Here is a 13330-nt window from a genome sequence, read left to right as displayed (position 1 = left end):
AGCTCTGCCGCAGGAGCAGGAGCCGCTGCGGGTGCCGCAGGAGCGGGAGTCTGTGCAGGCGCAGGAGCAGCTTCGGGAGCTGATGCGCCCTTGGTGAACGCGGAAATGTCCTCGCCTGCGTTACCTATAACGCAAACATTTTCCAGACAGGGTACATCTTCGCCTTCTTCAGCAAGGATAGCAAGAAGAGTACCGCTGACGGTCGACTTTTCCTCGAAGGAAGATTTGTCTGTTTCGTAGGTGAACAAGATGTCGCCTTCGGCAACAGGGTCGCCTACTTTCTTTTCCCAGGTTGTGATGACACAGCTTTCAACGCTCTGTCCCTGGCGAGGCATGATAATTGCAACTGCCATTGATTTTACCTCCGTAAAATATATATATATTAATTTTTTTGCCGACTAGTTTGCTATAACGATTCTCACATTACTGCGCGCCGCCTCTTCCATAAAGACAGGGGGCAGTGCGGTGTTGGTGATAATCATGTGTATGTCCTTAAGCTGACAGAAGGTGTAAGGAAGGTCCTTTTCAAACTTCGCCGCGTCAAGAAGCATAATAACCTCGCGCGCCTTGTTGACAATGGTTTTTTTCAGCTCGCACTCGTTGAAGTTACCGCTGGTAAAGCCGTTTTTCAGCGAAAGGCCCGAGGGAGAAATAAACGCAAGGTCGATATTGATGCTGTTGATATATTCCAATGCCTGAGCACCCGAAATGGACATATTCTCGCGGTTGATAAGCCCGCCTACAAGATTTATCATGGGCTTGGTGTTCTTAATCATACTCATTGCAACGTTGGGGCCGGTAGTGGTTACGGTGATACGCATATCCGGCATAAGCTGTGCAAGCTCAATGCAGGTGGTACCGGAATCCACAAAAATCGAGCGTCCCTGCTCAAAAAACTCCGCCGCTTTTTTTGCGATACGCTTTTTGACCGAAACATTGGAATTCATACGGTTGTAAATAGGGTCCTCCATGGAAGTTGTAATAAACTTCATGGACTTAGCGCCGCCACGCACCTTTACGGCGTCGCCTTGTGCCTCGCAATACTCAATATCGCGTCTGAGGGTCATGCTGGAGACATTGGGGAACAGCTCTTCAAGCTCTTTCAGGGATGTAAAGGGCTTGGAGAGGATAATTTCCTTAACCAGTTCGCGTCTTCTGTAATTCATAAACGAATTATTCATCCTTTCAGATTTGATGGGCACGAAATACTAATACAATTTTTCATTTTCACACATGGTAATTATATCACAAAAAACGCGATAAGTCAACAAAAAGCTAACATTTCGTTTGTTAATTTAACATTAATTATGTGAACTTTACACACAAGTTAACATTTTGACATACTTAACGTGAAATGAAAATATAATAGTACAGACACTCGTTGCGGTATATTTTGCAATTCGCAATGCACAATTCGCAATTATGTCATGTTGAGCGCAGTCGAAACATCTTTAAACCGCAAACCGGTTAATACGAAAGAAAGAATAAAAGATTCTTCACTTTGCTCTTTTCAAGCACCGCTTGCGATGGTTATTTCCTGAATGACATAATGAAGATTTTGCACAGCAAAATCAACCGAAATTGCGAATTGCGAATTACGCATTGAACATTAAAGGAATTTGCCATGAACAAAACAAAACAATTTGCCGTAAATGCACTTATCACCACGGCGACTTCCATTATAATATCAGCTGTTTCCATGGGCTTTACGGTGTTTTTGTCCTCCCGCATAGGCGCAGACGGCATGGGGCTTTATCAGCTTATAATGACGGTGTACAGGCTTGCCGTCACCTTTGCCACGGGCGGCATCGGGCTTGCCGCCTCACGTCTTGTCAGTGAGGAGGCGGCGGTGGGAAACAGGGCAGGCTGTACCAAAGCGGTCAGAAACTGCCTGTTTTACGCCTCAACACTCAGCCTTTTTTCAGGCGCACTGCTGTTTGTGTTTTCAGAAAAAATAGCTTTGAGCTGGCTGGGCGATATTCGCACGCTTGAATCGCTGAAAATACTGGCGTTCAGTTTGCCTGCGCTGTCCTGCAGCTCGGTTTTGTGCGGATATTTCACCGCCATGCGCAAGACGGTGAAAAACTCGGCGGTGCTTATGCTGGAGCAGTACATAAAAATATCCCTTTCGGCATTTCTGCTTTCATATCTCGCCACCGACCTGCAAAGCGCCTGCTGTATACTGGTGCTGAGCGGCACATCGGCAGAAATACTGTCTTTTATCACGCTGTTCATTCTGTATCTTGCCGACAGAAGAAAGGAATTCCGCGTCAAAAATCCGAAGAAAGCCTCTGACGACATTCTCAACCGTATGCTGTCCATTGCTCTGCCCGTTGCGCTGACCTCATATCTGAGAAGCGGACTCAGCTCGGTGGAGCAGATGATGATTCCCTGGGGTCTGAAAAAATACGGCCATTCGGAAAGCGCCTCTCTGGCGGAATACGGTGTCATCGGCGGCATGGCAATGCCCGTGATAATGCTTCCCGCCGTGTTCATCAGCGGTTTTTCGGGTCTATTGGTAACGGAAATCGCCGCCTGCCGTGCAGTAGATGACAAAGCACGAATCAACCGCATTTTTTCCTTCATTTTCCGTTACACGCTGGTGTTTTCCGTCGCAGTGGCAGGAATTTTGTGTGTTTTCGGCGGTGAAATCGCCATGGCTATGTACAAAAACAGCCGTGCGGCATATTTTGTAAAAATACTCGCTCCCCTTGTGTGCGTAATGTACCTGGACAGTGTGACCGACAGTATGCTCAAAGGGCTTAATCTGCAAAAAAACCACATGCGCTACAACCTTATCGACTCCGCCGTCAGCGTCATTCTCACAGTCACGCTTCTGCCCGCCATGGGCATCGGAGGCTATATTATCGTAATAACCGTCAGTGAGGCTCTGAATTTCTTTCTCAGCTTCCGCAGGCTTTTAATCGAAACGGGCTTTGAGGTGCACATATTCGAGGACATAATAAAACCCGCAATATGCATAACCGTTTCACTTTTTATAATGCACACACTAAGCCGCTTTATGCATTTTTCGCTCCCCCTCGCCCTTATAATCACCCTCACCCTTTTACTGTACGCCCTGCTTCTCGGGCTGATGGGATGCATCACAAGAGAGGATGGGGCATTTGTGAGGAGAGTGCTTAAATAATAATTCGCAATTTGCAATTCGCAATGCGCTTCGCTCAATTCGCAATGCGCAATTATGGTTGAAAGCCGTGGAAAAATTCCACGGCTTTCTTCATTATTGTCATTCTGAGCGAAGTGCGCAGCACGTAGTCGAAGAATCTTAAACCATAAAGTATTTTAAAGATGTTTCGACTACGCTCAACATGACAAATTGAAGAAAACCGCTTTTGCGGTTTTCAACATCAATTGCGAATTGCGCATTGCGAATTGCGCATTATAAAAAACCCGCGGACATCCGCGGGTTTTTTACAGCAGTTTATTGATTTTAAGTATGTTTCTTGATTTCACAAAATGAGATATGGAGCTAAAACATTCGTATAAGCACTTTTCCTCTTTCGTATTATGTAGAATCAATCTATCTTTTCGAGAGACAACAAAGAGAATTTCAAGCCAATATCACCATCATAACATACGTATGTTCCATTGAATATTACATAAAGATAATAATCGTTATCGGTTATCAAATTTGGAGAATGCACATCATCTCTAATATCATTTATTGCTATTTCAGTGTCAACGAAGTTGTCGGAATCATAAATATTATTTCCACACGATTCGATGTCACAGTCAATCAAGACAAAAGGGGTTCCGAGATATTCGTTCGGATATTCTTTCATTTTTTCAAATATGTCTTTGGAATAATCGTATATTATAGAGCAGCCTTTTGGCGCATATACAGTATCCTTCAAATACGAATCAAGCGTACCATACTTTTCGTACACATGATAATCGTAATACGAATAAGGACCCGACTGCCCTGATTTATAGTATCTTTTGCCACCGGTTTCATAATCAAGGCAAATTTCATCCCATTTCGAAATAGCCTTTTGCACCGTATCATCTCCTTCTAAAGAAGCATAATACTGTTCACCGTTGGCCACAACGTATCTGTCATAGTCGTGGGTTTTACTACTGCCAACTCGGTTGTAGTTCCATGCATAGTATCCACTGCTCAGCAAAGGCGTGCACATATTCCTGAAGTCCTGTTCGGACAAACCAGCCTTAGCCAGTACTCCACTCGCTTTCGACAAATCGTACTCAGCGCTATGCGTAATACTACCTTCGCAATCCACTCCGTTTTTCAATATTGCTCCGGGTTTAACCACGCATTCGGGAGGCATTGTAAAAGCCCACTCACAGTACGAAAACGGCTCCAGACTCAGCCCTTGTAAAATTCCGCATCCACCGCCAGCTATATAACCGTCTTCATTGTAAAATCCCAGCGAATCTACTGTTATGTTATTAACCTTGTAGGAAAAGCCGTTAAGCACGTAGCAATTTGCAATCAAACTACCAAATTCCCAATATACGTCTTTGGGAACTATTGTTATTTCTCCGGATATAAATTTGTTTGACGGATCCTCGTTTCTATAATAATAATTCTCAACATCTTCGTTTTCAACTACAGGTTCAAAAGCTTCCTCGTTTACATCAACTTGGTCTTTACCGTTTTCCGCTTCAACTTCAACCTGTAGCCTTAGTACTTCGGTTAGCTTTTCAGAAAGTTCTTTTGTGTTTTCCTTTTCCAGTCCTTTCTGTAAGACATCGGCAGCCAAAGTGTATTCACCGGATGCAATGTATTCGTTCGCAAGTTCAATGTAAGGATTTGAAATGTCAGTATGTTTATTACATCCTGTAATAAATAACATAAAACATAAAACAATCATCATTCTCTTCATAAGTTGGTTTTCCCCTTTTTATAAAATTATTGTTTGTTATTATACCACCAATAATCATTTTTCGCAAGATATTTTCATAATTTCAACGCAAATCACTTCAAAAGCCACAGATATCCCACGGCTTTCTTCATTTTATAGTAATTTATTGATTTTCAGTATATTTCTCAGCTTCACAAGATACAAGAGAATGATTTTTGAAAGGGCTATATCGTACAGCACAAAGGTCACATTTCCCAGCCCGTACAGCGCCCACGAAAATGAAAAGTCGGACACGCTGAGCTTAAACACAAAGTTCACCGCCCATATCGCCACGGTGAGAAACACGTTAAAGGTACTTATCTTGACGCACCACGCAAGCACGGGATGAAGCCGTTCAAAGCTTCGTTTTGCTATGGGATACCACCCCATAAAGCACACAAAAAAGCACACCACAAGCTTTGAAGGAATAACAAGAATGCTTACAACCGAAGCGCAGGCAAAAATGCCCCACGCCCAATTATCACCCATTTCAACAACCGCCAGCACGAGAAGCATTCCCGCCAGCGCGGACATTGAAAGGTCGAGGGTGGAAAAAAAGCTGCCCAGAAACAGAATTACCACGCACAGTGCGGTAATAATACCGCCCAGTGCGGTTTTTTTGGATTTTTTCATATCAACAGCACCTTATCAGGTCTCCGCCGCAGCATTCGCACAGACAGTCGGCGCACATAAGTCCCGTACACATATCGCATCCGCTGCAGGAGTTCATATTTGAGCCGGTATATCCGCCGTAGGCACCGTTTCGTGACATATTGTTAAGCGCCTGACGGTACATGGGATTGGACGGGTCTCGGCGCACCGCCTCCTCAAAGCTGGAACGGGCGTCAAAATACATTCCGCCGTTTGCCTTGATTGTACCGTTAAGATAATACCACTCGGCATTGCGCAGATGCACGGGTATACTGTTGAGTACAACACCCGCCTCGGCATACCGTCCCTGCGAAATAAGAGTGCGGGCGCGGGTGATATCAGGCGTACCGGACGCCGTTCCCGAATAGTGGGTGTTACCGTTTTGCGAGGAAGTACCGCCCTTTTCACGCAGATTTATTATATAATCGTACGCCTCATTTATTTCTTTCATCTTTTCATCGGCAAGATGCTTCAGGGGGTTATCCACATTTGCATCGGGATGATATTTTTTTGCCAGCTCTCTGTAAGCCTTTTTGATTTCCTCCACAGAAGCATCGGGGCTTACGCCCAGAACATGATACGGATCTTTCATTTATTTTCCTTTCGGTTGTTGAATATCTTATAAATTGCACTTTCAAGTCCGAGTGAAGTTATGTTGGCAATAAGGTTATTATAGCAGGTGGGGCTGAGTCTTTGCAGCTGTTCCATTGCATCGGCGGAATAGCGGCTCAGCACCGCCCTTATCATTTCCGAGTTTTCGTTCACCGCTCCGGCACTGCCGAAACGGGCTATGAGCGGATTAAAGCATTTTTTCTTTTGGTCGTGCTCCATGTCGTCAAGCGCATCGGCGATATACAGCCATTTTCCGATACTCATGCCGTATTTTTCGGCAATTTCACGGCTTTCACCGCAAAGCCCCGTACACGCCGTCAGCGCAAGTATCTCGCCCGAGGTTTGGGCAAGAGTATCAATATTAACGCTGTTGTCCTTTTCCATTATGCTCAGTCTTTCAAGACAGTCTTCAACGCCTTTACTCAGTGCCGACATATTTTCGTCCGTCCCGATGATTTTCTTCACCGACGGGGAAACAAGCATCAGAAGCACACGGCACAAAAGACGTTTCAAAAAGCCCTTGTCCCTGTCCTTTATATCGTCCTTGAGGTTATAATACACCAGCACCGCCGAAGCGCGCGCACTGTAACACAAAGCATCGTTTTCGCATGAGCACACACGGCATTTCTTTTTAAAAGGCGAAGCGATACACCGTCCCTTTTCGATTTTCGGGGGCATACGCATTATCGCCATGCGGAAAACGGCAAGCAATGTACCGTCATAGCTGAGAGTAAGCGGCATAAAGGGCGAAACAAATTTTTTGAGTGCCCTGCAAAGCCCGCAGTACACCGCCTTGTAAAGCTCCAGCTCCTTGACAAGAAGCTCGCTCTCACGGGGTCTTATATATCCGAACATACTTCACCATTCCACAGATATATTTTATTTCTTTAATAAGGAATTATCAACAGTATTGTGTAAACAATCAAATAATATTGTAGAACTTTTCTATCTCGCAGGTGTTTGAAAAATCGTGCTCGCCCAGTTCTTTTTCATACATTTCGGGAACAGCGGGGTCGGTAAGCATGATTTTAAGCTTTTCGTACACACCCTCACCGCTCATCTCGGCTATCATGCCGTACTTCCCGTCGCAAAGCTGTTCGGGAGCGGAAAGATATTTCGCCGCAACAATGGGCTTTCTTAAAATCTTTGCCTCCTCCACCGAAATGGGCTTACCCTCAAAGCGGGAGGGCTGAGCATATATGTCGCATTTTTTCATGTAGGAGTACGGATTGGGGGTAGTGCCCAGAAATACAAAGCGGTCTGCCACATCTGCTTCGTCAATGAGGGAACGTATGTACTCTTTATAATCCTCATCGCCGTCCCCCAGCACATACCATTTGGCGTCAATGCCGTCCTTTTTCAGAAGGCTCATGGCTTTTACGGCAAAATCATAGCCCTTCTGCTCCGCAATGCGTCCCACGGTAAGTATTCTCTTGCCCTTATAATCGGCATCGGGAAAATCCTCGCCCGAATCGGCAAGCTGATTTATAAGTATGGGGTTATTTATATTCTCGATAACCAGGCACTTGTCGCTCAATTCGGGAAGCTCGCCCTTAAGCGCGTCATCCACCATGGTGGACACGTTGACAATGGCATCGCACTTGGAAAAATATTTAAGATACAGTTCGTTATCCCTCTTGGGATGGGCATAGTCAAAGTGAAGCCAGGTGATTTTTTTATCCGCCTTTACTTTATCTATCATGTAAAACATGGCTCTGTCGCCCCAATATGCAACGGCGATGTCATATTTTTTGTCCAGCGGCTTCATTTTCTGCATCATGTGCACCCAAAGCCGTCCGCCCGTATCGCTCCAGGACTTACGGCAGAATACCGCCTTTAAGAAATACGGCAGAATATCAAAGGCATACAGCGGATTTTTCTTTATAAAGGTGTTGAAAAGACAGCTTACGGCGTTTTTGTTGGACAAAAGAAAATGCTCGCCGTACTTTTCCATTTCTATTACATTAATCTGCTTGGGAAGCTGGGACATGAAAAGTCCGTCCTTTTTAGCCAGCACCAGATCCACCTCAAATCGGTCAAAATCCAGGCAATTGACAAATGACAAAAAGGATTTTTCACTTCCGCCGCAGTGCATTGTTATACCTACAAATAAAAGCTTGATTTTTTCCATAATTATCTCCATTTTTTTGTAATGGTTAAGCGTACATATAAAGTATACCACATTTTCGCAGATTTTGCAAGTCACGGCATAGTTACCGACGGCAATCCGTGTGCCTGCCGTAATTCAAGCATCATGCACTCCGGGCTTCCCTCAAAGAAAAAACAACAGGGAATCCGAAGATTCCCTGTTATTTGTATCAGATACAGTCTGTTGTTTTTATTATCTTGCGTTGGGGTCGGGATTGTTGAAGCTTACTTCGCTTGCGCCGAAGTAGTCGATAACTTCAACACCGTCGAAGGTGTACTTAACATAAGCACGTGCATAAAGGAATGTATCCTCCTGACCCGCGGGAACTGCGATACGTGCAGTGTGGGTAATGGTGTTCTTATCATTGTCCTGAGCATAGATGTTTACAAACTCTACATCCTGAACAAACTTATCCTCACCTGCATTGAGTATACCTGCAACCTCGTGAGTAAAGCCATCCTCGTAATCAGCCTTTATTTCATCCCAAACCGCCTTGGAGGTGATGAGCATACCGTAGGTGAGAGTTCCGTTGTCCTTAACGTTAGCCATCCAATCCTTATCCATGAGAGTACCTATACGGATGAACTTACCGATTGTTTCATCGGTGCCATTTTCGTACAAATCAACTCTGCGGTGGTCGGCGATTACATTTACGGTGAATTCCTTGGACTCAACAACATTGCCGTTGGTAGTGTGGTTTGCAAATGCAACGGTGAAGGTGAACTGACCGTCGATGGCGGTAAAGTCATCGTATTCGGTGTCGCTCTTGCCTGTTACTTCGTCTTGTGTGAAGTCGTCCTTGATAACAATGTAGTACTCGGTATCCTCGGGCAGACCGAAGTATTTGTCAACAATATACTGAGCATCAGCTACAAAGCCGCCCTCATTCATTGCGGAGGTAACGGTGTACTCGGTGTTTTCAACATCGTCGACGATGTCAAGGTAAGCCTGATACTGTGCCTTCAGAGCTGCGGGGTTGTAGTCAGCCATAGTGGGGTTAGCCACGAATGCGTCAGCCTGTTCACGGTCTGCGAAGAAGCCGATGTAGTCGATTTCCAGAGTATTGTTTTCAAGGCTGTGATTTGCGCCTGCACGGTAGAAGTCAAAACGGATGGATTCAAGAGCGTTAGCCCAGCTTCCGTCGCCTACAACAGAGTTCGCGGGAGTTTCCGCACCGCCCTTGCCGGTTTCAACATAGTGGGTGTACCATTCATCAGTGGTTCCCGCTGCCAGAGGCAGGTTGTAGTACATATTACCGCCGGTGTAGCTGTCGGTGTAGTAGTAAATCTGGTTCTGGAGGTTATTGGGAGCCTTGTAACGATATACAATTACCTGATAATCGCTCAGCTCCTCGATAGCGGGCATACCGTTAATACCCATCTTGGTGTTGAGGTTGAACTCGGGGCCGGTAGCAGGTCTTACATACTTGGCAACAGCGCCGCCCAGTGCGTCCTCATTTTCAACAGCCGTAATGGTCTTTCCTCTGCCGGTGGCGGTAAAGGTGAAGTTGGTTCTGGTAATGGGGTTTGCAAAGTTGAAGATAATGGGCTTTGCAGGACCTATAAGGACCATGGGGATATCTTCTGTAACATAGTTGTTGCCATATCTTACTTCAAAGGAGAAGTTTCCAGTTTCACCTTCAGCAGGAGCAACAAATTCGACTCTGCCTGTTATCTCGAACTCAATACCGTTGTACCTGTCGATGATAGGTGCAATAACCTCAGCAATATAATCAAGAGCCTGCTGCTCGGTCTTAATTCCCTTTACGACAAATACGTCGGTACCTTTAAGTGCATTGATCTCATCGATTGCATCCTGTACGTCCAGATCGGGAACGGTGATAACGGTGGTCTTAACTGCGGAGGTATAAGTATCGCGGTCGCCCAGAGGACCTTCGCCTATAACGGTAACGGTGTACTTCAGCTCGCCATTCTCGCTTTCCGCAAGGTTATAGCCGGTGTAGCTTACGGTGTCAACATGTACACTTGTAAAGGCGTATCCGCCTGCGGTAAGTTGCTCGACAAAGTCTGCTTCAACTGCGTTGGCAACAGCTTCTTCGGTTCCTGCCTCGAGACCGTCAATATCGGGTAATGTGTAAACTTCGACAACTTCCTTGCCAATTCCATCAAAGGGGAATGCAACTTCGCCTGCAAAAGCTTCGGCTTCTGCCTTGGTTGCAAAGAATGCGACATATTCGAGGTCAAAGTACTCGCCCTCGGCAACGTTAGCGCTCTTGGAGATATCCATTCTCCAGGAAACAAGGTCGCTTCTCCAGGGGTATTTAACAGTTGCATTGTAGTTGATAGAGCCGTCGGGATTTTCAACAGCACCGCTGGATGCCAGGTTAACACCGCTTGTGCCGTTGGGATAATCGATAACAAGCTTGGTTCCTGCTGTGTTCTTGGGTGCAGCGTCACCGGTAACATTCCAGTAGCCCTGGTTGCGTGCCCACTTGTAGCCGTAGTAGATACCGCTTACAGGATTATCTGCATCGCCAACAAAGGTGTTGTTGAGGATGTTGAAGGAGGTTGCCCAGTAGATGCCTATACCTGAACCTGAAGATGCGCTGGGCATAGCTTCGGAGGAACGGTAGCTGAATACAACGTAAGGATAATCGTCTGCGTTGAGCATAGCGGTGTAGTCTCCGCTCTTTACAGCATCATCACTTGCGGCTGTCCACATTATATAACCGTCGCCGCCGTTCTTGCCGCCCTCGGCAATTTCGGCACGCATATAGTACTTATCGCCGTCCTTGATAATGGGAAGCTTGTTGTCAGCGGTTTTAACAAAGCCGGGACCTGATACTCCGAACTTATTTGCAAGCTCCTGGTCGTTGAACTTCCACAGCACACGGAAGTGAGCGGCGGGAACTGCAAGAGTTGCGATTTCGGTTTCGTCAGTTGCGCCCTGATAGGATACGATAAACTTATAGGTAAGGCTTTGGTCCTCACCGTCGATATCCTCAGCGGTACCTGCGGTAGCGGCTTCAAAGCTTTCAACCGAAACTTCAATGTCAAGACCGGGAAGGCTTGCTTCGGTAATGGCAATACCTGCGGCTGCTTCAATAGCAGCTTTTGCATCAGCGGAAGTAGTAATACCTACAAAAATCTGTTCATTGATTTCTACATCTTCAAGCTGATTGGCAATGAGTTCTACAACACTCTGTGCACCGCCCTCTGCGCCCTTGAGAGCGAAGGTAACGGTTATGGGCATGTAAAGCTGTCTTGTATAGTAAAGAGCCAGCTCAACGGGGGTCTCGTTTGCCACGTTTTCGGAAACATTCAGTGCTCCGATGGATGCACGGTTGGAATCGCCGTAAGCCGTAACGGTGGCATTATTTGCACCGTAGTATGCGGTTGTATTGAGCTTAACGGCAGAAAGATTTGTACCGATGGGAAGCTCTACCTTCCAGTTGCCGGCAGAGGTCTCGGTGATAACTGCATCGTTAACACCCTCAACGGAGTTGATAACAAACTTGGTGTAAGCAGGTACGGTAACTTCTGCGGCATAACCGGGGTTCTTAACGCCCTCTTCGCCTGCAAGACGTACGTCGTAGGTCTTACCGCCTGCAAGACCGGTAATTTCGGTTGCACCTGCTGCTACTGCGGTGTAAGCGTTAGCGTTACCGCTCACACGGTATTCATAGGAAAGGCCGGCATCAAGACCGGTAATTTTACCGGTGTTTGCCGCATCTGCGGGCATAACACCCTCAAGTCCGCGGGGAGCACCCTGAGTTTCCAGTGCCGCTTCCTCTGCGGTTGCGTAGTAAGCGATGTACTTATACGCTCTGTATTCCTTACCTGTTGTGTCAGCATTCTTATCGATAGGGTCAAATACGTGGCGTACAACGACAGAGCCGTTTTTGCCGGAAACATTTGCGCTCAGGTCGAACTCGGTGAACTGCCAGGTAAAGCCCTTGTTATTGATCAGGTACTGGGTTCCGCCGCCGCATCCGCTCCAGATATCAGCTTTTAAGTTTGAATTAGACACCTCGTTGATGAGGTAATGTCTGTAAGGGATAACACCTGTGACAGTCTCATTTCTTTCCTGTTCGGACATTGCCTGTGCCTGAGCGTAGGTATAATCGGTGTTACCTGCCAGTGCCATAATGTTACCGTAGGGGTAATTTTCAAGGCTGAAGTATTCTTCAACAGCCACGTCTATTCTTGCACGGGCATCAACGTTTACGGGGTCATTCGCCTCGGTCTCGGGGTTATCGGGGATATATGTAGCCTGGTCGTGAACGAATTTAGCCGCACCCAGCTCCTCGTCATAATACCACTTACCGCCCGAGGTACCGCTTGTTCTGTCAACAACTGCAGGGTCGGTCATGTCAAGTACGACATTGGACTGGTTGTGCTTGTACGCCTGAGCCGCTTCAATGGTCTTGAAGAAGCCGATGTCGTAAATCCACAATTCAGCCGCGACATTGTCGTTGGGTATGTCTAATCTGAGGTCATTGAGAGTGCAGGACTCGGTTCCTACTCCCGAAATCTTTCTCCAGTCGTATAAGAAGCGGCTCCACTTATCGGTGCCTGCAACCATACCTGCGTCGCTAAGAGCATTAAGAATGCTGGTACCGTTTGCGATAAGGTAAATGGAGTCTATCTTCCTGTCTGCCATATAGGTGATACGCATGTAGGGGTACTGAACAGCATCAAAGGAAGTAAAATTACCAACCTTGAAATATTGGTCGGATGCTGCCGCGGTGTAGTGCATAGCGCCCTTTTCTGCATCGAAATCCATGTTGATGCCGCTGGTTGCATCTGTCACATACTGAGCAATGCTTTCAGCACTGTCAAAACGGATGTACAGACCGACATCTGTGCTTTCGACCTTAGCGCTTACACCCAAAATCATTGCCGCAACGAGCAATAATGAAAGAGTAAGTAAACAAAGAGTCTTTTTCATGAGTCTTCTCCTTATAAAATTATAGTTATTTATATGCCGTAAAACAATATCAAATTGCACTAACGGCACCTATACAGTTATAATTCTAGCACAAATTCAAAATAATTGCAATAGAAAAAAGTAA

8 protein-coding genes and 1 pseudogene are annotated in these 13330 nt (G+C 46.1%); 1 reads left to right on the top strand and 8 read right to left on the bottom strand.

Annotation, left to right across the window (positions count from 1 at the left end):
- Window positions 1–104: 104 nt before the first annotated feature.
- Window positions 105–353 (bottom strand): annotated as a pseudogene (locus E7588_05490) (2-oxo acid dehydrogenase subunit E2).
- 45 nt (window positions 354–398) lie between these two features.
- Window positions 399–1181, bottom strand: coding sequence for a DeoR/GlpR transcriptional regulator (locus E7588_05485; protein ID MBE6688713.1), 783 nt, complete (start codon window positions 1179–1181; stop codon window positions 399–401).
- Window positions 1182–1624: 443 nt separating this feature from the next.
- On the opposite strand from E7588_05485, the gene E7588_05480 reads away from it, so the two are divergent.
- Window positions 1625–3148 (top strand): hypothetical protein, encoded by a 1524-nt coding sequence (locus E7588_05480; protein ID MBE6688712.1) that lies wholly within the window; start codon window positions 1625–1627, stop codon window positions 3146–3148.
- Between the two features lie 388 nt (window positions 3149–3536).
- On the opposite strand, the gene E7588_05475 is transcribed toward E7588_05480, so the two are convergent.
- The 6 genes from E7588_05475 to E7588_05450 all read right to left on the bottom strand — a co-directional run bounded on the left by E7588_05475 (window position 3537) and on the right by E7588_05450 (window position 13206).
- Window positions 3537–4865 carry a hypothetical protein gene (locus tag E7588_05475; protein ID MBE6688711.1) on the bottom strand — a complete coding sequence of 443 codons (1329 nt, stop codon included), beginning with the start codon at window positions 4863–4865 and terminating at the stop codon, window positions 3537–3539.
- Window positions 4866–4997: 132 nt separating this feature from the next.
- Complete coding sequence (locus E7588_05470) at window positions 4998–5516, bottom strand: hypothetical protein (GenBank protein ID MBE6688710.1); 519 nt, start codon at window positions 5514–5516, stop codon at window positions 4998–5000.
- Window position 5517: 1 nt separating this feature from the next.
- A complete protein-coding gene (locus E7588_05465) occupies window positions 5518–6126 on the bottom strand; it encodes a J domain-containing protein (GenBank protein ID MBE6688709.1) in 609 nt (202 codons plus the stop codon).
- Window positions 6123–7001, bottom strand: a complete 879-nt coding sequence (locus E7588_05460; GenBank protein ID MBE6688708.1) for a hypothetical protein — start codon at window positions 6999–7001, stop codon at window positions 6123–6125. The genes E7588_05465 and E7588_05460 overlap by 4 nt, the downstream gene beginning before the upstream one ends.
- A 67-nt stretch (window positions 7002–7068) precedes the next feature.
- A complete protein-coding gene (locus E7588_05455; protein ID MBE6688707.1) occupies window positions 7069–8352 on the bottom strand; it encodes a glycosyltransferase in 1284 nt (427 codons plus the stop codon).
- Window positions 8353–8487: 135 nt separating this feature from the next.
- A complete protein-coding gene (locus E7588_05450) occupies window positions 8488–13206 on the bottom strand; it encodes a hypothetical protein (GenBank protein ID MBE6688706.1) in 4719 nt (1572 codons plus the stop codon).
- Window positions 13207–13330 lie beyond the last annotated feature (124 nt).

Source organism: Oscillospiraceae bacterium (assembly GCA_015065085.1).
Classification (GTDB): Bacteria; Bacillota; Clostridia; order Oscillospirales; family SIG627; genus SIG627.
This window is presented reverse-complemented; position numbering and strand designations above follow the sequence as displayed.

Bases quoted from the DNA above. Each gene is read 5' to 3' on its own strand.
- E7588_05450 (MBE6688706.1), bottom strand. From the start codon at position 13,206: ATGAAAAAGACTCTTTGTTTACTTACTCTTTCATTATTGCTCGTTGCG.
- E7588_05475 (MBE6688711.1), bottom strand. From the start codon at position 4,865: ATGAAGAGAATGATGATTGTTTTATGTTTTATGTTATTTATTACAGGA.
- E7588_05470 (MBE6688710.1), bottom strand. From the start codon at position 5,516: ATGAAAAAATCCAAAAAAACCGCACTGGGCGGTATTATTACCGCACTG.
- E7588_05465 (MBE6688709.1), bottom strand. From the start codon at position 6,126: ATGAAAGATCCGTATCATGTTCTGGGCGTAAGCCCCGATGCTTCTGTG.
- E7588_05485 (MBE6688713.1), bottom strand. From the start codon at position 1,181: ATGAATAATTCGTTTATGAATTACAGAAGACGCGAACTGGTTAAGGAA.
- E7588_05460 (MBE6688708.1), bottom strand. From the start codon at position 7,001: ATGTTCGGATATATAAGACCCCGTGAGAGCGAGCTTCTTGTCAAGGAG.
- E7588_05480 (MBE6688712.1), top strand. From the start codon at position 1,625: ATGAACAAAACAAAACAATTTGCCGTAAATGCACTTATCACCACGGCG.